Origin of the sequence: Acinetobacter sp. YH01018 (assembly GCF_013420295.1) — a bacterium.
Lineage (GTDB): Bacteria > Pseudomonadota > Gammaproteobacteria > Pseudomonadales > Moraxellaceae > Acinetobacter.
This window is the reverse complement of sequence record NZ_VOYL01000040.1, coordinates 1-20,676: the sequence shown is the minus strand read 5'-3', so window position 1 is coordinate 20,676 and position 20,676 is coordinate 1. Positions and strand designations below refer to the sequence as shown.

Annotated in this window: 16 protein-coding genes and 1 pseudogene; 11 read left to right on the top strand and 6 right to left on the bottom strand. The window is 40.3% G+C overall.

Annotation, left to right across the window (positions count from 1 at the left end; all coding sequences use genetic code 11):
* Nucleotides 1–130 precede the first annotated feature (130 nt).
* Nucleotides 131–928 (top strand): thioesterase family protein, encoded by a 798-nt coding sequence (locus FTT83_RS12215; RefSeq protein WP_180042997.1) that lies wholly within the window; start codon nucleotides 131–133, stop codon nucleotides 926–928.
* A 67-nt stretch (nucleotides 929–995) separates the two neighbouring features.
* Here FTT83_RS12215 and FTT83_RS12210 read toward each other — a convergent pair whose 3' ends face one another.
* Complete coding sequence (locus tag FTT83_RS12210; protein ID WP_180042996.1) at nucleotides 996–4,592, bottom strand: AAA family ATPase; 3,597 nt, start codon at nucleotides 4,590–4,592, stop codon at nucleotides 996–998.
* Between the two features lie 9 nt (nucleotides 4,593–4,601).
* Nucleotides 4,602–5,855 (bottom strand): exonuclease SbcCD subunit D C-terminal domain-containing protein, encoded by a 1,254-nt coding sequence (locus FTT83_RS12205; protein WP_373423503.1) that lies wholly within the window; start codon nucleotides 5,853–5,855, stop codon nucleotides 4,602–4,604.
* A gap of 546 nt (nucleotides 5,856–6,401) precedes the next feature.
* On the opposite strand from FTT83_RS12205, the gene FTT83_RS12200 reads away from it, so the two are divergent.
* Nucleotides 6,402–7,382, top strand: a complete 981-nt coding sequence (locus FTT83_RS12200) for a diguanylate cyclase (RefSeq protein WP_180042995.1) — start codon at nucleotides 6,402–6,404, stop codon at nucleotides 7,380–7,382.
* A gap of 58 nt (nucleotides 7,383–7,440) precedes the next feature.
* On the opposite strand, the gene FTT83_RS12195 is transcribed toward FTT83_RS12200, so the two are convergent.
* Nucleotides 7,441–8,412 carry an MBL fold metallo-hydrolase gene (locus FTT83_RS12195; RefSeq protein ID WP_180042994.1) on the bottom strand — a complete coding sequence of 324 codons (972 nt, stop codon included), beginning with the start codon at nucleotides 8,410–8,412 and terminating at the stop codon, nucleotides 7,441–7,443.
* Nucleotides 8,413–8,562: 150 nt separating this feature from the next.
* Between FTT83_RS12195 and FTT83_RS12190 the strand changes: the two genes are divergently transcribed.
* On the top strand, nucleotides 8,563–9,327 hold the full coding sequence (locus FTT83_RS12190; protein WP_180174605.1) for a hypothetical protein: 765 nt from the start codon (nucleotides 8,563–8,565) through the stop codon (nucleotides 9,325–9,327).
* A 60-nt stretch (nucleotides 9,328–9,387) separates the two neighbouring features.
* Here the strand turns inward: FTT83_RS12190 and metG are convergent, their stop codons facing one another.
* Nucleotides 9,388–11,445 (bottom strand): methionine--tRNA ligase, encoded by a 2,058-nt coding sequence (gene metG / locus FTT83_RS12185; RefSeq protein ID WP_180043915.1) that lies wholly within the window; start codon nucleotides 11,443–11,445, stop codon nucleotides 9,388–9,390.
* Nucleotides 11,446–11,752: 307 nt separating this feature from the next.
* Here metG and FTT83_RS12180 point away from each other — a divergent pair, with 307 nt between their 5' ends.
* A complete protein-coding gene (locus FTT83_RS12180; protein ID WP_166171191.1) occupies nucleotides 11,753–12,475 on the top strand; it encodes a hypothetical protein in 723 nt (240 codons plus the stop codon).
* 98 nt (nucleotides 12,476–12,573) lie between these two features.
* Nucleotides 12,574–12,930: pseudogene (locus FTT83_RS12175) on the top strand (hypothetical protein); the annotation flags it as partial.
* A gap of 275 nt (nucleotides 12,931–13,205) precedes the next feature.
* On the opposite strand, the gene FTT83_RS12170 reads toward FTT83_RS12175, so the two are convergent.
* Nucleotides 13,206–13,400 (bottom strand): hypothetical protein, encoded by a 195-nt coding sequence (locus FTT83_RS12170; protein ID WP_086196922.1) that lies wholly within the window; start codon nucleotides 13,398–13,400, stop codon nucleotides 13,206–13,208.
* A gap of 560 nt (nucleotides 13,401–13,960) precedes the next feature.
* Here FTT83_RS12170 and sbmA point away from each other — a divergent pair.
* The 3 genes from sbmA to FTT83_RS12155 all read left to right on the top strand — a co-directional run bounded on the left by sbmA (nucleotide 13,961) and on the right by FTT83_RS12155 (nucleotide 17,669).
* Nucleotides 13,961–15,157, top strand: coding sequence for a peptide antibiotic transporter SbmA (sbmA, locus tag FTT83_RS12165; protein WP_180081957.1), 1,197 nt, complete (start codon nucleotides 13,961–13,963; stop codon nucleotides 15,155–15,157).
* A 119-nt stretch (nucleotides 15,158–15,276) separates the two neighbouring features.
* A complete protein-coding gene (locus FTT83_RS12160) occupies nucleotides 15,277–16,347 on the top strand; it encodes a DUF1176 domain-containing protein (protein ID WP_180081955.1) in 1,071 nt (356 codons plus the stop codon).
* A gap of 326 nt (nucleotides 16,348–16,673) precedes the next feature.
* Entirely contained in the window at nucleotides 16,674–17,669 is a 996-nt protein-coding gene (locus FTT83_RS12155; protein WP_180081953.1) for a hypothetical protein, read from the top strand.
* Between the two features lie 90 nt (nucleotides 17,670–17,759).
* Here the strand turns inward: FTT83_RS12155 and FTT83_RS12150 are convergent, their stop codons facing one another.
* Nucleotides 17,760–18,338, bottom strand: a complete 579-nt coding sequence (locus FTT83_RS12150; protein WP_180081951.1) for a DJ-1/PfpI family protein — start codon at nucleotides 18,336–18,338, stop codon at nucleotides 17,760–17,762.
* Nucleotides 18,339–18,571: 233 nt separating this feature from the next.
* On the opposite strand from FTT83_RS12150, the gene FTT83_RS12145 reads away from it, so the two are divergent.
* From FTT83_RS12145 to FTT83_RS12135, 3 genes are all read left to right on the top strand, one after another.
* The gene (locus FTT83_RS12145) at nucleotides 18,572–19,096 is read left to right on the top strand and encodes a hypothetical protein (RefSeq protein WP_180081949.1); all 525 of its coding nucleotides are present in this window, start codon (nucleotides 18,572–18,574) and stop codon (nucleotides 19,094–19,096) included.
* Nucleotides 19,097–19,177: 81 nt separating this feature from the next.
* Nucleotides 19,178–19,573 carry a lysozyme inhibitor LprI family protein gene (locus FTT83_RS12140; protein WP_180176666.1) on the top strand — a complete coding sequence of 132 codons (396 nt, stop codon included), beginning with the start codon at nucleotides 19,178–19,180 and terminating at the stop codon, nucleotides 19,571–19,573.
* 213 nt (nucleotides 19,574–19,786) lie between these two features.
* Entirely contained in the window at nucleotides 19,787–20,548 is a 762-nt protein-coding gene (locus FTT83_RS12135) for a hypothetical protein (RefSeq protein ID WP_257234905.1), read from the top strand.
* Nucleotides 20,549–20,676: the final 128 nt, after the last annotated feature.

The window sequence follows — 20,676 nt, the reverse complement described above, 5'->3', positions numbered from 1 at the left end:
AAAACTGAACCTTAGGGTTCAGTTTTTGTTTTTAAAGTTGAATTTTCCACTAAAGTTGAGTACAAAAAACAATCTAAACAACTACTTTAGATAAGAAATTATTTATTAAACCAGGGAAATAGGGACGTGTATGGCGGCATATTATCAACTGATCGGGCGCAATACAGATGCGACAGGTATCGTTACGGCACATTATCAATCTACATTGCTGGCACAGGGTGCATGGAATGAGCACGAGCAACACATGGCACCCGCAACAGGCATTATCTGTGCAGAGTTAGACCGTTTTATGCCACGTCAGGGTATGCGGATTGGCCGGATCAGTTTAGATATTTTAGGTCTGATTCCTGCTGGAGAGTTTAGCATCATCACCAAAGTCATTCGTCCAGGCAAAACCATTGAGCTGATTGAGTCCGAAATGCAGGCTCAGGGCAAAAGCTGTATCGTGGCACGGACCTGGCGCATGATGACGCAAAATAGCCATGAAATTAAAGGCTTGGAAGATGCCCATGGAAATGCACCTGAAAATGCGCCAGTGTGGGAAGGAATTCGTCAGTGGCCGGGTGGGTATATCCAGTCGATAGAAGCAAGAAGCCATGAGCGCCGTGCTGGAAAGGGCATTGTTTGGTTGCGAACGCCACATGACATGGTTGAGGGTGAACCTACCACTGATTTTGTCCGCTTAATGGGCATGGTAGATACGGCCAATGGCGTTGTACCACGTCAAGAAGTACCTTTTAGTTGGGGCTTTCCGAATCTAGATTTACAGATCCATCTGCACCGCTTGCCGCAAGGTCAGTGGCTGGGCTTGGAAACCGTGCAGCAGTATGGCGAAGATGGCATTGGCCTGACCAGTTCTGTGTTGCATGATCTTTCTGGGCCATTCGGGCGCAGTGAACAGATTCTGACCTTGCGACCGATGGCATAGATATCTTATTGATAAAAGCCTGGAGCATCCTCCAGGTTTTTTATGCTTTATTGGATGAGCTTTTAAATTAACCGACCACTTCAATGGTACTTGCACCAGCACCCAAGGGCTTGACCTGAATCTGTACAGGAATGCGTTCGTGCATTTCCTGAATATGCGAGATCAACACCACTTTACGACCCTGATTCTGTAATTGATCCAGCGCATTCATCACCATATATAAAGATGAGGCATCCAGCGTGCCAAAGCCTTCATCAATAAACAAAGATTCAATTTTCATGGAACCTGATGCCATATTGGCAATCGCCAGAGATAAGGCCAGTGCAGTCAGGAAGGATTCTCCACCTGAAAGCGAAGCGACCGAACGGGTTTCACCGTCCATATCGTGGTCAATAATCGCCAGACTCAAGGAGTTGTCCAGACGTTTTAAGGTATAGCGCTGCGAGAGCATGGCCAGTTGCTGGTTGGCATGCTCAATCAAGATATCCAGATTATATTGCTGTGCATAATCGCGGAATTTTTTGCCGTTTGCATCGCCCATTAGTCCTGAAATTTTACTCCAACGGTGTTCTTCACTTTGAATGGCTTGAATTTGATCTGCAAATTGCTTTTGCTTTTCAAGATTACGTTGATGCATTTCAATTTTGAGTTTCACTTGATCCCGCTGTTCAATCAATTGCTTGAGCTGTTCAGTAACGGTCGTCAGTTGTGAAGATAGGGTTTCAGCATCAATTTCAGGTTGATGTTCCATATGTTGTAGAAGCTGTTCCTGAATGGCTTTAATACTTGCTAGAGCATCCGAGTGCGCTCGTTCAACATCGACCACATGCTGTTTAAGTTGCTGTTCTTGTTCATGTGAAACTTCGCTCAGTTGTTGCAATAACAGCGCATTGAAATCTGTATGCTGACTTAACCACTGTTGAATATTGTGTTCAACATTTTGCTTTTGGGTTTGAAATTGAGTTTGCTGAGTTTGATATTCTTTTAGCGTGCTTTGAGCAATTTCAAAAGCTTGACGTACTTGGTCAAACTGCTGACGAGCTTGATTAAATTGAATGTGCAATTGTTGTCTATTTTGATCGAACTGCGCTAACCATTCATGTGGTTTTTCAACATTGCTTTGTGTCATGTCAAAAATGGCTTGAATGGCTAAATCGCTATTTTGTTTGCCTTCTTGTGTAAGGTTTTCTATGCGAGTTTCTGTCGTCTTAATTTTTTCCTGACTAAATTTTAGATTTTGAACAGCTTGATCGCGCTGTTGCGATTTTTGATTAAGCTGAGCATTTAAATCGTTCAGTTGTTTTAAGGTGTTTTGACGCTGTAGTAACATGACTTGAACTTGTTCAGCCGTACTCAGCGTATTGTTACTCCATGCTTGACCTTGGGTGTCATTCAATAAACCTACAACATCTTGAATATTTTCTTCAGCCTGTTTTAGGACAGAAAGTTGCTGGCTGGTTTGTTGCATTATTTGAAGAAGTGCATGACGCTGTTTTTGTACTTGCTCATGCGTACTGAGTGTAGCTTCAAGTTGTTTTTGCGTATGTTGAAATTCAATAACCTTTGTCGCCAGGGCTTGATCTAATACCAGATGATCTTGCGAGAAATCAAAGGGGATATTCAGCGTATTAAGTTGTTGTTCAAGCTGAGTTTGAGCAGGCTGCAGTCGTGATGACAGTGTTGCTAGTTGGCGAGCATTTGCTTCCGATGATGCTATTTGTTGAGCATACATTTTTTGCAAATGTTGCCATGCTTCGAAAGCCGTTTTTTCTTTTTCAAGTTCTTGTTGTTCTTGTTGCTGTTGCAGTTTGAACAATTCGTTTGAAAGTGCATCCTGATTTTGTATATATGGATGATGTGTGCTACCACAAACTAAACATGCTTCGCCATCGACCAGGCTCGCTCTTAAATGTTCAATATTTTCAGTATGGAGTAAACGTTGCTTTTGCAACATCTGTTGTAATTGTTCACGTGCAATTTTTTGATCCTGATAGGCTTTTTCAGCAGATTGAAGTTGTACATGATTCTGTTCAATTTGTTGTTGCAGCTTATTTTGTGCCGAAACTAGCTTGCAGTTTTCAGCACTAATATTTTTGAAGTTTTGCCAATGCGTGTGTATGACATCAAGTAGATTCAGCTGTTGTAAATGATGTTCACGCTCAGTGCGTATAGCAGCAATTTTTTGATTCAGTTCATCATCTTGCCCATATTGCTGCGTCAGTTGTTCAAGCTGTTGCTGTTGTTGCATTACATTTTGATGCGCTTGACTCACATTGCCATGGTTTTTTTCAAATTGAGCATAGTTTTGAATAAAGCGTTGTAACTGGCTCAAATGTGCCGAAAGCCCATCATCCAAAGGATTGAAATGTGCAGATTCAGCCAAAAGTGCAGTGTGTTGTGTAATATCATGTTGTAATTGTTGAAGCTCATTTTTGACTTGCTGTTCAGTATTTACAAGAGGAGAGTGTTGCTCTCGTAAACTTTTTAGTTCATCTTTAATTTTAAGCAACTGATCACCCAAAACACGTCGATCGGCAATGCGAGCACGAACCATCTCAATGTTTTGCTGATGTTGAATTTCAAATTGATGTTGCTGTTTTTGCGCGTTATCTATTTTTTCAAAGGTCAATTTTTCAGTATTGAATTGTTGTTCAATCACCGTGAATTGCTTCTGAACGTGTTCTAATTTGGGTTGAAGTATTGCAAGGTCAGCATTTAAATTTTTCTGCAGAATGACGCTAGGCCGAATAGAGGAAAAACGTTCAAGTTGTTGCAATTGTGCTTTTTGCGGAGCAAGTGCATCTAGATATTGTTGCTGAGCCTCCAAATATTGTTGACGTGTTTGTATATCAGTTTGAAGTTTATGTTTTTGTTCAAACCATTGTTGTTGCTTTTGTAGATTTTGCTTTTCAATATCCAGTTTTTGATGATCTTGGTTCAGTTGTTGAAGTTTTGAGGAGTAGGCAGTGAAATCCTTTTCAGACAGCAACTCAATATGACCTAAAACGTTTTCGAGCTCTTTGCGCTGATTGGCAATCTGTTTGGTTTTTTCATAAGCCAGCTGGCCAATTTTTCCGAAAATACTCGAATTGGTCAGATATTCCAGCAGTTCACCACGTTCATTATCGCGGGCTTTTAAAAATGCCGTCACTTCCGACTGTGCCAATAACACTGCGCGGGTAAATTGCTCAAAACTGAGCTGGCAGATTTGATGAATATGGGTATCGACCGCTTTGGCTTTATCGGCAATCACCACGCCGTCGGTCAGGCAGGTTAAATAACGCTGCACACTTTGCAGTTTGCCATCGGCTTTTTCACGTGAACGTTTCAGTTCCCAGCGCGCAAGATAGCGTTTCTGATCCTGAGCGACAAAGCAGACTTCGGCAAAGCCATGCGCGGTGCCCCGGCGCAAAACTGTCAAAGGTGAGTTGGTCAATAACTCTGAACCATCGACATCCTGCAATTTTCCGTCGCTGTCTTTTAAACGTGGAATCTTGTTGAACAGTGCCAGGCACATGGCATCCAAAATGGTCGATTTCCCGGCACCGGTTTTGCCGACGATGGAAATCAAACCCGCACTGGCCAAAGGTTCAGTTTCAAAATCAATAAAATGTTCACCTGCAAGCGAAGCTAAATTTTTTATACGAATGGATAGAATTTTCATGGACAGTTCTTAACGTATCTGTTGTTCTTCAAGTGATTTTTGGGCTTCGTGTATTAGACTGATAAAATCTTTTAAAACATTTTCATCATTGCTATAGCCCTGTTTTTCCCAGATCTGCTGAAACAGTTTTTCCGGTGTTGGTGGTTCCAGACAAATTTTTGTAATTGTTGTACTGTCATTTTCCACAGATAAATATTGCCGTGAAATTCGTACCAGACGATAGCGATTTTTAGGCAGCGCTTCTTCAAATTGTTGTCTTAAATTGGGCAAGGGCGGCGTCAGGGTGTGATATTCAATATCGACATATTCACGCTGATCAATCTGTTCAATTTCACCTTCGGGCAAGGTTTTGAGTTTTTGCATTACCTCATTCAGCTCGCCACGAATTTTATGCAACTGAATACAGCGCGGAATGGCAATCGCTTCAAACTGAAAGCATGATTCATCCTGCTTTAGCGGATCAATTTGTACCTCTACAATCTGATGCTTATAGTGAATCTCACTAAAAGACAATGGGATAGGGGAGCCACTATAACGGATGTGTGGATGCTGAACTTTTTGTGGTTTATGCAAATGCCCCAGTGCGACATAATCGATGCAGTCATCAAATAATGCAGTCGATAAGGTTTCTTCATTGCCAATAATAATCGGGCGTTCCGAATCGGACGTTTCACAGCCTTGCATATGCGCATGTGACATCAGAATAAGCGCCTGATTATCCGTTTTACGTTTTTTAGCTTCTGCAATCAGTTGCTGGTGCAAGTAGGCAATCGCATTTTGGCTATTACTGGTGTGTTCATTCACACCGGTAATTTCTGCTGGACGTAAAAACGGTAGTGCCAGACACCAGGCCACAATCTGTTTTTGCTGATCGTAAATAGGCAGCAGCAAACGGTCTAAATCAATCTGGCCTGCCGCATTTTTATGAATCACTCCCACCGTTTTAGCATTATATTTTTCCAGTAAAGGTTCGACCTGTTCAATGCGATATCCTGAGTCATGATTACCGGCAATCATTAGCGTTTGCATATGCGGGGCAAGTTCATGTGCATCGGCTAGGAATTGATAAAGCTGTTTTTGTGCGCTAGATGCAGGGTTGATGACATCAAAAATATCACCGGCGATCAGTAAGGCATGGGGCTGTTTCTGCTGGATTTGTTGAAGTAACCAGTTTAAAAACTGTTCATGTTCATACTGGCGGGAGTGGTTATAAAAGAATTGTCCTAAGTGCCAGTCTGATGTATGAAAAAAATGAACAGCCATGTAACGCCCCAAATCACAATGTATGATGAGGCTATAAATTACCATAAATGATGTAGTTGATTCTGTCATTGATTATAGAAAGAACCATTGAAATTAAAGTAAGTCTTTAGAATTAAAATATTTAAATTTTTGTTTCAGCAAAATATTTTACTTTACCAAATTTCCGGTCAAAACAATTTGTTGAATATGAAGGTCGCTAGGTAGGTGCAAGGTTTGGACTGCAATCTAGACAATCTTATTCGCTCTTTGATCTAAACATAATGAATTCTGCATATTTTAGAAAATTTATAGGAGATATTTCGGATAAGAAATTTTTGACTACTTTTTAAAATATATTAAACGATCTGAAGGATATACTTTTTTTGGAGAGAAATTGTAGAATAAATAATCATTTTGAAATGTAAAAATGTTTAGTGGTGAAAAGCAGCTTTTATTGGGGAACCTGCTTCAAGCGGGTTAATTATCAAGAGCGTATTGAAATGTCCTGTATGCTAAAACCAGAACATGCGAAGATATTTTTTTGCCCATTCAAATTAGAGTAGTCCTATGCCGAAAAATCCGTTTGATGAGCAGCAATTGTCGAATGACATGTTTTATAAAACATTATTAGAGTCGACTTTGGCCATACCCTGGAGCATAGACTGGGCCACCAAACAGTTTAGTTATATTGGCCCTCAAATTGAAAAGTTACTGGGCTGGGAACAGGATTCCTGGAAATCGGTGCAGGACTGGGCAGACCGTATGCACCGGGATGATCGTGATCATGTCCTTAATTATTGTGTGTCGCAATCTATTGCCGGCATAGATCATGAAGCGGATTATCGTGCCTTAAAGGCAAGCGGTGGATATTGCTGGATTCGTGATGTAGTTCATGTGGTACGCAAGGAAAATGGTGAAGTTGAACGTTTAGTCGGTTTTATGTTTGATATTTCTGAACGTAAGAAAAAGGAAGAGGAACTAAAAGCATTGCACCGCAAGCTGGAAGAATTTTCCTATAAAGATGGTTTAACTGAAATTGCCAACCGACGCTTATTTGATGATTTTTATTCACGTGAATGGAACAACGCAATACGTGAACAAAAGCCACTGTCGGTCATTTTGATCGATATCGATTTCTTTAAACAATACAATGATTTTAATGGGCATATTATTGGCGATGCCTGTATCAAGCAGATTGCACAGATGTTGGAAAGTTGCTGTGTACGTCCACGCGACCTGGTGGCACGTTATGGTGGTGAGGAATTTGCGATTGTATTGCCAGAAACGGATTTAGAGGGTGCGATTCAAATTGCAAACAATATACTTCGTATGATCGATCAGGCAAATCTACCCCATCGGGCATCTCCTATTTCAGAAAATGTCAGTTTAAGTCTGGGGGTGAAATGTATTTGTCCGACAGAGAAAGATGACAAAATACACTTTTTAAATATGGTCGATAAAAACCTGTTTAAAGCCAAACAGACTGGACGTAAACGTTTTGTTGCCGATGAAATATCAAATTCAATTTTAAGTTCAGCGAACAATTGAAACGCAGATAAACTCAAAAATCCCCTCAAGCGAGGGGATTATTTTTATTCATCTTTTATCAATCTTTAAAATATACTGGAATCCACTGATAACTCTTACCGTCTTTAGAGTAAATATGACCTAAACCCGGGAAAGGTAAATGCGGTGCTGCAATGAGCTGACCTTCTTTGGCATATTCTACAAAGTGTTTCAGACGTGTCTGTACCGCTGCTTTGGGATCAACATCAAATTCAATGGCGGTTTCAGGACGGTCAAACTGAAGGGTATGCGAATGCACGATGTCGCCAATAAATACGACTTCCTGACCATCGGCTTTGAGTTTAAAGCTGTAATGTCCCGGGGTATGACCAAAGGAGGGTTTGAATTCGATACTGCCAAAAGCCAATGATTTATCAGAAAAGACTTTAACCTTTTTTGCTTTTTCATATGGAGCCAAGGCCGCTTTAATTTTCTCCACTGTACCCAGAAAGCCTGCTTGTTTTTCTTTTGACAGTTTCTTCAAAGTATTTGGATTCAGCCAGTAGTCATATTCGGTTTTGGCAATATGCAAGGTTGCATTTGGATAATTCGCCACGCCATTGTTGGAAATGCCGCACACGTGGTCAGGGTGTAAGTGGGTGAGGAAAATCTCGTTCACTTGTTCAGGCTTATAGCCTGATGCTTTGAGGTTGTTATAGATAGAACCAAGATGTGTACCAAAGCAGCTAGCTGCACCGCTATCGACCATCAGCAGTTGCTTGCCTGTATTGATGAGAAAGGCATTGACTGAGGTTTGAATACCTTTGGCTTGGTCAGCATAGTATTTTTTTAAAATTTCAGTTTTTTCGCTGTCGCTTAAGCCTGTAAACATGGATGGGCTTAAGTAGTTTGTACCATCAAGTAGGGCGATGATTTGGGTATTACCGATTTGGTGATGGTAGTAGCCAGCGACTTGTTTTGGTGCTGAGAGGGTGGTTGATTCAGCCGCTTGGGTGGTGATGGCTGTAGTGCTGAGAGCCAATGCTAGGAGTAGGGGTTTTAAAGTTTTCATAGAGTTTTATAAGTTTTAAGTTGATGGATATTTTTTATCATAATAACTATAAATTTTGAACGACAAATTAAGACGCATATTTGATCAAAATATATTTAAATTATTGCTTCTATCTTCATACTAAGCAAAAAAATATGAAGGTATTTAAGAATGCTTACTCAAGTACAACAAAAAATTGGGGTTGTTTATCAGCAATTAAATAGAAGTCAAAAATTCTATTTGATTGGCTGTGTATTGGCTTTAAATACTTTATTTTGGTATTTAACACCCTTCCAAGATTTGTTCAATAGTAGCTTATTTCTTTTATGTATATGCTGGGCTGGAGGCATAACATCTGATTTTTTATACTTTTATCATAAAGCTTGGGGAACAATATTAGGTAAAGTTGTTCTTGTTGCTATATATGCATTATTAACAAACATTACATATGGTTTTGCAGATCAACTTGTTAATCACATTGTTGGATATGAATCAAATGGATTAAATAGAGTCACAAATTTTGTGGCCATAATGATAATTCCAATAGTATTTGTTTTAGTCACCTTTATTGTATTTCTACTACTTATATTTCTAAGTCAATTTTATTTCGCATATGTAATTTTGGCTAAAGAAAGAGGTGATTTAAAGGAAAACTATTCTGGATGGAGCTGTGCTGCTAGATTTTTAATATATCCTTTTATCTTTATGCTTTTATTTACCTTTGGAGATAAATATAAAGATATATATTCAAACTTCATATCTGAAAAGGCTCAATCGTATATTTATGACTTTGAAGCAAAGAAGTTTTCAAGATGTATTACTCCAACCGATAGTAAGGTAATAACAGTTTCAAGTGATGAAATTATACTTGTAACTAAAAAAGATGATAAATACAGTTTTATACCTATGATTTGTGATCCTATCTTAAAGAAATAATATTTTGACGAAAAAAAGCCCCTACAACGTAGAGGCTTTTTCTATCTTAGATTTAAAATCTTAAGACACTTTATCACCCGGTTTAGCACCAGTTTCAGGTGAAATCACCCAAACGCCGTCGCCATTACCCGCAGCAAGTACCATACCGTTAGAAATACCAAAACGCATCTTACGTGGTGCAAGGTTCGCAACCATCACCACCAATTTGCCTTTAAGGTCTTCTGGTTTATAGAACTCACGAATACCGCTGAATACGTTACGTGGCTCAGCTTCACCTACATTTAAAGTCAATTGAAGCAGCTTGTCAGAACCTTCAACCGTTGCAGCCTCTAAAACTTCAGCCACACGTAGGTCAACTTTCATAAAGTCTTCAATGCCAATCATTTCAGCTTCGCCCACTTTAGCTTCAGCTTTCTTCTCTTTAGCTTTCTCTTTTTTCTTTTCCGCTTTTGGTGCTTCAGCAGGAGCAGCTAAAGAATCTTTAGATGCATCAACCATTGCAGCCACAGCTTTCGGATCTACACGTTGCATCAATGGCTGGAACAGCGCAATTTCATGAGCCACTAATACAGTTTTACGTGATTCAAAGTTGAAGCTGTCTAACTGTAAGAAAGCTTGAACTTGTTCAGCCAAAGTTGGAAGTACAGGTGCTAGGTAAACCGCCAATTGACGGAACAGGTTAATACCGACAGAACATACATCGTGAACTTGCTGTTCTTCACCTTCAATCTTCGCAAGCGCCCAAGGCTTTTTCTCATCAATGTATTGGTTGGCTTTATCAGCCAATGCCATGATTTCACGGATTGCTGCTGAAAACTCACGGTCTTCATAAGCTTTGGCAATTGAATCACCGGCATCAATAAAGCTTTGTACCAATTCAGGTTCTGCACATGTTGCAGACAATTTATTGTCAAACTTGGTGTTAATGAATTTCGCACAGCGACTGGCAATATTCACCACTTTACCGACCAAGTCAGAGTTGACTTTCTGAACGAAATCTTCAAGATTCAAGTCGGAATCTTCAACTTTGTCCGAAAGTTTAGATGCGAAGTAGTAACGTAAATATTCAGGGTTCAAATGCTCTAAATACGTTTCAGCTTTAATGAATGTCCCACGAGATTTCGACATCTTCTGACCATTCACTGTCAAGAAACCGTTGACGAATAAGCTTGTTGGCGTGCGGTAGTTTGCGCCTTCCAGCATCGCAGGCCAGAACAATGCGTGGAAGTAAACGATGTCTTTACCAATGAAGTGATACACCTCATTTTCAGAATCTTTTTTCCAGTAATCGTCAAAGCTTAGGTCAGGACGTTTGGTCTTGATGTAATTTTCAAAGCTCGACATATAGCCGATCGGTGCGTCTACCCAAACGTAGAAGTATTTGTTTGGTGCATCTGGAATTTCAAAACCGAAGTAAGGCGCATCACGGGAAATATCCCAATCTGACAAACCTGCTTCAAACCATTCATCTAACTTGTTGGCAATCGACACAGGTAAACGACCTTCGTCACGGGTCCATTTTTGCAGGTATTCACCAAAATTTGGCAGTTTAAAGAAGTAGTGATCTGAAGATTTTTCGACAGGCGTCGCACCGCTCAATGTCGATTTTGGATTGAGCAGTTCAGTCGCATTGTAGGTTGTACCACACACTTCGCATGAGTCACCGTATTGATCTTCCGCTTTACATTTCGGGCAGGTGCCTTTAATAAAACGGTCAGACAGGAACATGCCTTTTTCAGGGTCAAACAATTGTGTAACAGGGCGAACGGCAATGTTGCCGGCTTCACGGTTCTTGATATAAATCTCAGATGCACGAGCCTGGTTTTCAGTGCTGTTGGTTGAGTCGTAGTGGTCGAAGTCCACTTTAAAACCGGCAAAGTCACGCTCATGTTCTTTTTGTACATTGGCAATTTGCTGTTCCGGAGTAATGCCATTCGCTTCAGCACGCAGCATGATCGCTGTGCCGTGAGCATCGTCCGCGCAGACATAAGTCACGTTATGACCCATTGCACGCATGGCACGAACCCAGATATCTGCCTGGATATAACCGAGTAAGTGACCCATATGGATCGGACCATTGGCGTATGGAAGGGCGTTAGTGACTAGGATATTACGCACGGATATGACTCTCTCATTCGTATTTTATGCAATGGGTCATAATTTTACATGATGCAGAGGGGATTACAAAGAAATGCTTTAGCTGAAGCGCAATGAATAAAACAACTTGAATATTCAAATATAAAATTCGATATCATCCGATGAGCGAATATTAAATAATTGATCGAGCTAGGTTGACGCTACTTTCTCTAATCAATAGCAACAACATGTACAGGCTTTGTTGCAGTTTGCTTAATTCGTCCGCTGGATTGCATGCTTTGTGCTAAAAAATTGTCTGATCATTTTATGACACCTCAGGAGGGTAATCATGACTCAGAATAACCAGACAAGTACTTCTACTTCAAAGCAAAACCAGGATAAAGAACCACATACACAACAACTGAATGAGCAATTGGAAAAAGAGCAAAAGCAGAATGAAATTGATAAACAGCACAAGCAGGAACATCAGGACGTTTTAGAAGCCCACAACAACAATACTGATGAAAAGTCTGCACTGAAGCAAGGTGCTCAGCCCAATGGCGAACATGCAGAGCAAGAAGATAATTCTAAAGAAGCTCAGTCTGGCAAGTCGGATAATAAAACTGAAACTATTAAGATGGATGACTTAAAAGCCAAGGCAATCGCCATTGGTGAGGATCTACTGAAAAAAGCCGAAAAGATTCTGAATGAGCTAAAAAATGGCAAGTCAGACAGTCAGCAAACTGGTGAACAGGGTTCTGGTGACACGAAAAAGGCGAAAGCGGATTATACATCGAAAGATAAATCGGCAAATCAGTCAGATCAGCAGGACCGTATGGCACATTTCAAAGATGAGGCCTTGCATAAGTTTGAAGACACCAAACAGAAGATTACGGAGTTGGTCAATGAAGCCTCTGTCAAACTGGGAGAACTGAGACAGATGGCGACAGACACAATGAGTAAAATGAAAGGTGAAGATCAATCTCAGTCAGGTGAGCCGAAAAAGCAGGATCAAGATAAAACCGATCAATCTGAGCAAAACAAGCCTGACCAAAATAAAAATCATCAATAATGGTTTGAGCTTTAAAGATACTTCAGTCAGGCCAGGGTTGAAGGGGGGAGAGCGGCCGAAAAATTTAAGATTGTTCAGATGCCATCAAAACATGCTCTAGTGGTTGCATTCCAAATGTTTATGCACAACTAGAAGGCATCTTGACCGATGTCCTAATTGAGGCGGGTTTTTTAAAACAAAATGCAACCAGGTTTGTGGATCTTTATAAAATTGTTCCAGGCTTAAAGGGCAATGAAATAAAAAGCTTGTGGCACAAATCTAAAATTGCGACTGAAATGAATCCGTACTTTGCTGAACTTGCCGCTTATAAAAAGGATAGCAGTTCAACCGTGAGCATGACTCGGCATAACATTCTGCATGGTACCGATCTGAATCATTTTAATCAGGGACGCAGTTTTGTTTTGTTTATCTGGCTGTTTTCTGCGCTGAGTTTTATGGGAACGCTTAAGTATTGAACAAGCTGATCTAAACCATATTCGGCTTAAAGCTGCTGGGTTTGGGTGAGCTTATATACTGGATGGGCTGGAGATAGAGGGAACTTTTAACGTTCACAACAGATAAAGTATGTATCTCTTTTCTATGGTTTTGATCAGCAGGGGTGCTGTTCAGCCAAATTTTATTGTTGTTTATGGCACATCGAAATTCTCGAACTTGAGTTTAGGGGAGTTATACTCAAGTTCGAGGATTCCGTAGCCAAATTTTTTAAATTACTATAAAAATCTCATGAAGCTTATAGTTCACGCCAGACTTTATTTTCATCTTGCAAAGAAACAGTAAAATTAAAGTCGGTATCATCTGATACCAGCAGGCTGGTCGGTGTTTGCATAATGACTTTTAAGATCGTGCCTTGTTCAAAAACGAGAGGACTGCAGTTCTCTTTTTCCAAGGTCACAGGTTTTAATAATTCGATGATTAAATTTTCCATTGCACTTCCCCCTAGATCTTATAAATTAGGTTAATAGTATCATAAATTGGTAAATATTTAACCAATCCTATCAGTCTTGAGAACTAAATCCAAAAACAAATGGATGAAAAATACGATATAGTTCACATATTCTATATTAAAATGAGATAAAATTAAAACTTATATTTTGATTTAGCTCCGGTTTTTCAAATATTTCCATAAAATTTCTATGGATTTAATGGCTGGATTATTTTTAAGCAAATTTTAATTTGTTCCGTCTATGCTGGGGCAAAATCTGACTAAAAGTCACCTCTGCTGCATTGGATGCGATATGCAGCAGATTTTAGGCTGAACTGGCGTGATAAAAACCTCATCACAGGGCGAATGAAGCATACAACTTGATTATAAGAGGCATCATTCAAAGAAAATGAATTCACCTGAAAAAACATTTCACAAACAGTCTATAAGTTGCTACAAAGATGAAAAGACGAGAATAATAGCCGCTTCATCCATCCAGCCTAAATGGGTCGGGTGGTTGATTGGCAAGTTTGAAACTAAAAATAAAGGAATAACCCTAACTGATGTTTAAATCTTTTTTTCCTAATCCAAAGTGGTTCTTCTCATCGTTGGTACTCTGGTTTGTCATCAATATTGCATTGTGGTATTCCGGTGGAAGTGGCTGGGGAACATTTTTAGGCTTTGCACCGGGTTATGCCACTGCAGAATTACCTGTTGGAGTAAGCCGCTTTTGGGCACCTTCATTTTTATGGTTCTATCTGTGGTTCATCGTTTCTACCGTTATTTTTGCGATGTTCTGGCGCTTTAAATCCAGCAATCCATGGCAGGGCTGGTCGGTCTGGGGCTCGGCTTTTATCCTGTTCAATATCTGGTTTGCGGTGCAGGTCAATGTCGTTGTGAATGCCTGGTACAGCCCATTTTATGACCTGATTCAGAAAATGCTGAGTAGTGGTGGTGGCAATGTCAATTTACTTTACAGTGAAACCTTGACCTTCCTGTATGTCGCCATGGTTTATGTGACGATTGCCGTTTTTAACCTGTTCTTTGTCAGCCATTATATCTTCCGGTGGCGTACGGCGATGAATGACTATTACACCGCGCATTGGGAACAGTTACGTTATATTGAAGGGGCTTCGCAGCGTATTCAGGAAGATACCATGCGTTTTGCCAAAACCACCGAAAGTTTGGGGGTGAGTTTCATTCAGGCCCTGATGACGCTCATGGCATTTTTACCGGTGTTGTTACAGTTATCATCGCATGTGAAACAACTCCCGGTGATTGGTGAAATTCCTTATGCACTGGTCTGGGCTGCCATCAGCTGGGCGGTGCTGGGTACTGTAGTGTTGATGCTGGTCGGTTATAAATTGCCGGGTCTGGAATTTAACAACCAGAAAGTTGAAGCTGCTTACCGCAAAGAACTGGTTTATGGTGAAGATTATGCCGATCGTGCCGATCCGCTCACCTTAAAAGAACTGTTTAGCCGCGTACGTTTTAATTATTTCCGCCTGTATTTCCATTATGCCTATTTCAACATGGTACGCATCTGGTACATGCAACTGGACAATCTGTATGGCTTATTTGTGCTGTTTCCAAGTATTGCCGCAGGGGCAATTACTTTAGGTTTGATGATGCAGATTGCCAATGTCTTTGGCAAGGTACGCGAGTCATTCCAGTACTTAATTGAGTCTTGGTCAACCATTATTGAATTGCTCTCGATTTATAAGCGTTTACGGGCATTTGAATCGACTTTGCATAAATAAGGTATACTCAAATTGAGCAACAGAACCCGCATAATGCGGGTTTTTTTTATAATGCGTTATATTTCACAATCATGAAAATGCTGAAGTATAGTAATTAAAAAGGGAAAGGGTCAGAAAAAATGAAAAGGTTTTATGCATGGACTTGGCTTTGCTGTCTGGCCGTGACCAGTCCTCTAACATTTGCCAAAGAAATTCAAGGCATGTCTTTTTCTCATCAGGATTGGGAAGTGTATTGCAGTAATACTGGCACCTGTCGGGCAGCAGGCTATCAGGATGATTATCTGCAAAGTATGCCCGCCACAATCTTGTTGACCCGTAAAGCTGGAGCAAAACAAACCGTACAAGGGACATTTGCCTTATCCAGTTTTGATCAAGCCTTAGATAACAAGAAACTGAATAATTTAAACTTTTTTATAAATCATCAGGATTATGGCCGAGTCAGGATTAACATTTCAGAGCAACTGCTCACAGGAGCGCTAAATAGCAAACAGCTCAATGCACTGTTACAACAGACCCGGAAAAAAGCCAATATCGTATTTAAAAATGCCTATTACACCTGGCAGGTTTCTGATGCAGGCATGACGGCTTCATTGTTGAAAATGGATGATTTTCAACAACGTATGGGTACGGTAGGGGCTTTGGTCAAGCCCGGCACCGCAGGTGAGTCGAAAGTATTGGCAGCACAGCCTAAGCGAGTAGTCACCAAAGTAAAAACCGCAGCAAAACCTTATTTAACACTACAGCCCAATAGCAGACAGTACCAAAACCTGCATAAGTTACTCATGGCTGCCCGGCCGACACAGTCAGATGTAGCTGAATTTTGTGAAGGCATTTATGATGGAGAGGGTGCCAAACCACAAGCGATTGAACTCTATAAGCTTACCAATAACAAAGTTCTAGCTACCACCCTATGCTGGCGCGGAGCCTACAATGAAGGCTATGGGGCTTGGGTAATGAATCAATCTTTAACAGGCAAAGCCAGCTTTGTGACCGAATCTGCATCGGATTTTGCAGCAGGCGAAATTAGCAGTGCGCAAAAGGGTCGTGGTATTGGTGATTGCTGGAAGATCAGCGAATGGATTTGGCAGGGACAAGCTTTCATTCAAACTGTAGATCGCTGGTCTGGCATGTGTAAAGGTTTTGCCGGTGGTGCCTGGGATCTTGATTTAATTGAAGCCGTGGTGAAATAACCCATTTTAATTTTAGCTTTTGAGTACGCCAGCTAGCTATTTATATAAAAGATTAAATTTTCATCGGTTTATGATGGAAATTGCCGAATAGTTTCAGGGATAACTAAAGCTTCATCAATCATAAAAAATTTTAAACTGGCTAAAAAGTGTTATCCCATTCGGATTTCAGTACCAAAACTTTTAAAAGATTGGCAGTTATTTTACTTTTTTAGGTAAAAATGTATCATTTAACTTGAAGGGAATTAATAATAAAATCAAAGTACTATATTTGTGATTTTCCCAATTTTGATATATTTTTGAGTTACAGCATCAGTGAGCATTAACACGTGAATTTCAAAACATTCATCTTGATTGGCGGAGTGGGCATCACTTTACATGGCTGTACCAGTTTTAATGCTTTGAGTTCAGATGATTCTGTTAAAAATTATGCTTCAGCACAGGAAATGATCGTTCAAAAAAATATCAACCAACCCAATGGACAGGCCAAAGAATATGTCTATTCATGGGGAGTAAAACAGAATGACAAAGAGCCGCAATCTTTATATCCCAGAAAATATTTAAACAATTACTGTTCTGCCAAGCAGGGCAAATTCACGCTGCTGTATAAGAGTTCCATGGCTCTGGTGAAGGATGCATCGGATAAAAAACGCTTATTTTCCTCCGGTAATGTCAAACAGGGCATAGGCGCCTATAAGTGTGTACAAAATAATGGACAGAGCTGGATTGCCTCTATTGAACCGGTGGCTGAACGTAAACTCAATGATGGTTCGGATGCACGGGCAGTCAGCTTACATACCAGACTCATGTCGGTGGATGAAGCTAAAAAGTTTTATAAAAATATTAGTATGACCACAAATGCTGCGGATAAAAAAATCAATTCCAATGATCTGGGCAATAAAAAAGCGCTCAATAAAACTGCCCTTCAAAAAGAGGCTGAAGCTAAAAAAGAAGCAGATATTAAAAAAGAAACCAAACTAACTCCGGAGTTGCCAGCAGCACAGCCGCTAAAAGTCGTGGAAAGTCCGCAACAGCAACAGATGAAATTTTACGTCGCTGCACGTCGTGATTTAAATAGTGGTAAAAATCAGATCTCTGCCTGTAATAATGCCCAGCGGGCTTATAACTATGGCAAGCTGCAAGGAACTGAGGGAACCCGGGTCTATACCGAATCGGGGATGCTGGTTGCACGTTGTTTAACCAGTGTACCCAGTTATAGCAACCGCTTTTCTAATTCTAAGGCTCAAGCAACGCGAGTCTTGCAAAATTTAGCCGTGAATTACAATCACAGTGGGGCGAAAAATATGTTGAGGCAGATGAAGTAAAAGCAATTTTTCTCATCTTGATTGGTGCCACGTTCCAGCATCAAGCGATGGAACGTGGATATCAAGTTTTCAAATCTTAACGCAGCAGTATTACAGGCTAATCGTTGCACCTAATGCTTTCACAAACTGTGCCATCCAGGCAGGGTGTGCAGGCCAAGCCGGCGCAGTCACCAGATGTCCGTCGGTGACTGCTTCCGTCACTGCAATATCAGCATATTGACCGCCTGCAAGTTTAACTTCCGCTGCACATGCAGGGTAAGCAGAACAGGTTTTACCTTTAAGCACATCGGCAGCCGCTAAAAGCTGCGCGCCGTGACATACGGCTGCAATCGGTTTTTGAACGACATCAAACTCACGCACAATCTCGATTACACGTTCATTCATGCGTAGGTATTCAGGTGCACGTCCACCCGGAATGACCAGTCCTACATAATCTTCGGTATTGACCGAATTGAAGTCATAATTGATGGCAAAGTTATGACCGCGTTTTTCACTATAGGTTTGTTCACCCTCAAAGTCATGAATGGCTGTGGCGATGCTGTCACCGGCTTTTTTATCCGGGCAGACTGCATGCACGGTATAGCCCAGACCCGTTAAAAACTGGAACGGCACCATCGTTTCATAGTCTTCAGCGTAGTCGCCTACCAGCATCAAGATTTGTTTAGCCATGATTTTTCCCTCTGTTTGGATATGATTTATATAAAGTTTTGTTTTCATTCACCATAGCATAAGCAGATGTCATTTTTAAAGATGGGGTGGCTTTCTTTAGTCGAAACCAGAAAACATTCAAATCATCAGGTGGATAGACAAGCTGAAAAGAGGTTTTATTTTACAGAGCTATTACAGGCCACACCTGGTAATTTATGATAAAAAGGCAGCAGTTCAGAATGGAAGTTTGCTTTATGTTTTACTCTATTTTTACCACCTTTGGTCGTCGCTTTGCTCGAATCTGTTGTTCGGTTTTGATGGCAACTACGATTATGGGAACCACACAAATTGCAATGGCCGGGCCAACGGTGGATCAGCTGAGTAACTGTTTGGTGAAATCCACCACGGCAGCAGATAAAACAACGGTGTTGCAATGGACCTTTGTCGCGTTATCTGCACATCCGGAATTGAAGAAATTCAGCAATGTGAATGAAGAGCAGAGAACCCAGCTGGATAATAATTTAGCCCAAGTATTGCAGCGTATATTGGTAGAGCAGTGTTCCGCACAGACCAAAGCTGTAATTGCTGCGGAGGGTGTACAAGCGGTAGGTGACAGTTTTCAAGAGCTTGGACAGATTACCAGTGACGAAATTTTAGAAAATCCTGAAGTGAAAAGTCAGCTGAAAGGTGTACTGCGTTATGTCGATTTAAATAAACTGGTGATGACATTTTTGACGCCGGATGTATGGAATAGGTTGGGTGAGTTAAGAGGGAAATAACTGATTTAATGCATACATATGATGGTTCAATTATGCTATTTATTTATCATGAATAATATTAATGAAAAGATAAGGATCGTTATGTTCAAACGCACTACTTTATTGGGTTTCAGTATGTTGATATTTTCCCCTGTGCTGTATGCAGGAGACAATGATTTGAGTCGGCAATACTCAAATTGTATGGATCGATCAGGTGGCGTTACTGTAAATATGCTGGATTGTATTGCGGCTGAAACAGATCGCCAAGATACACGTTTAAATAATGCCTATAAGCGGACAATAGCATCGCTGAATGCAACTCGTAAAAAACAGCTTCAAGAGGTTCAGCGTCTGTGGATTCGCTATCGTGATGCCAATTGCGATTTTTATGCCGACCCGAACGGCGGGACGATTGCGACTGTAAATAGCAACAGTTGCTACATGGAAGCGACCGCGGAACGCGCGACTGAACTAGAAAATTTAAGAGAAGAGTATTAATTTTTAAAAATCCTCTCCCTAACCCTCTCCTAAAAGGAGAGGGAACTTCCGTTATTAAATTTATGACAGCATTTAATTGGTAATGATTTCTCCCTCTCCCTATGGGAGAGGGTTGGGGTGAGGGAGTCTCAATTTATGAGCAAAAATATTTTTGTAACTGATTAATTTTTTGATGTTTAATGTTATCCAATATTTTTCGAAGATAGTTTTTTCATGGATAGAAAACTTTTAATTTTTGGTAATGGGTTAGGAATGGTAATTGATCCGAACCATTATTCATTAACAAATGCATTAAACATAGTTTGGGGGGATGATACATTATGGAATGATGTAGTACATCGTGATCTAATCCAAAATTGTATCCCAACGGGTCAATGCCCACAGTCTGAAGAAGAGCTAGATAAACTATATTTAGTATCTACATCTTGTGATTATCTGAAGGATTATCCAAATACTGTAAATGGACAGCATTGGTTATCAAACTATGGTCAAGAGTTTACGCAGGCGACTCAGGAATATATTCATACAGTCGCATCTCATTTGTTTGATTCTTCACATACCTTGCCTAATAATTTTAAGGATGCATTGATTGATTTTATTAAAAATACAAAGTCACATGTTGCTACTTTGAATTACGATAAACTTTTATATGATGAATTTATAAAGGAAGAAATTTGTAAGGGGTATTCAGGATACCTAGTTGATGGATTTTACGATACTGGATTTAAACCTAGTAACATGGAAAGGCTATTTAGAAGAAACTTTGGATATTATATGCATTTACATGGTTGCCCATTATTTAAAGATATAAATGGTGTTACCTATAAATTAAAAACCTCACAGATCTCAACTCACAATATCTTTGGTAGTAAGCACATAGTTTTAACGCATATTCCTCATAAACCAAGCGTCATCACAGCTTCGGAGGTGTTATCAACCTATTGGAGCTATTTGATTCTATCTTTGAGTGAATGAGCCGTACCGGGTTTGTCGGAGACTTTTTATTTAAGTTAGGCCACCTGACCTAACGGGTTAATCTTATCATAGTACATTGCTTCAAACTCAAAAGGCGATACATAACCGAGTGCACTATGTACACGCTT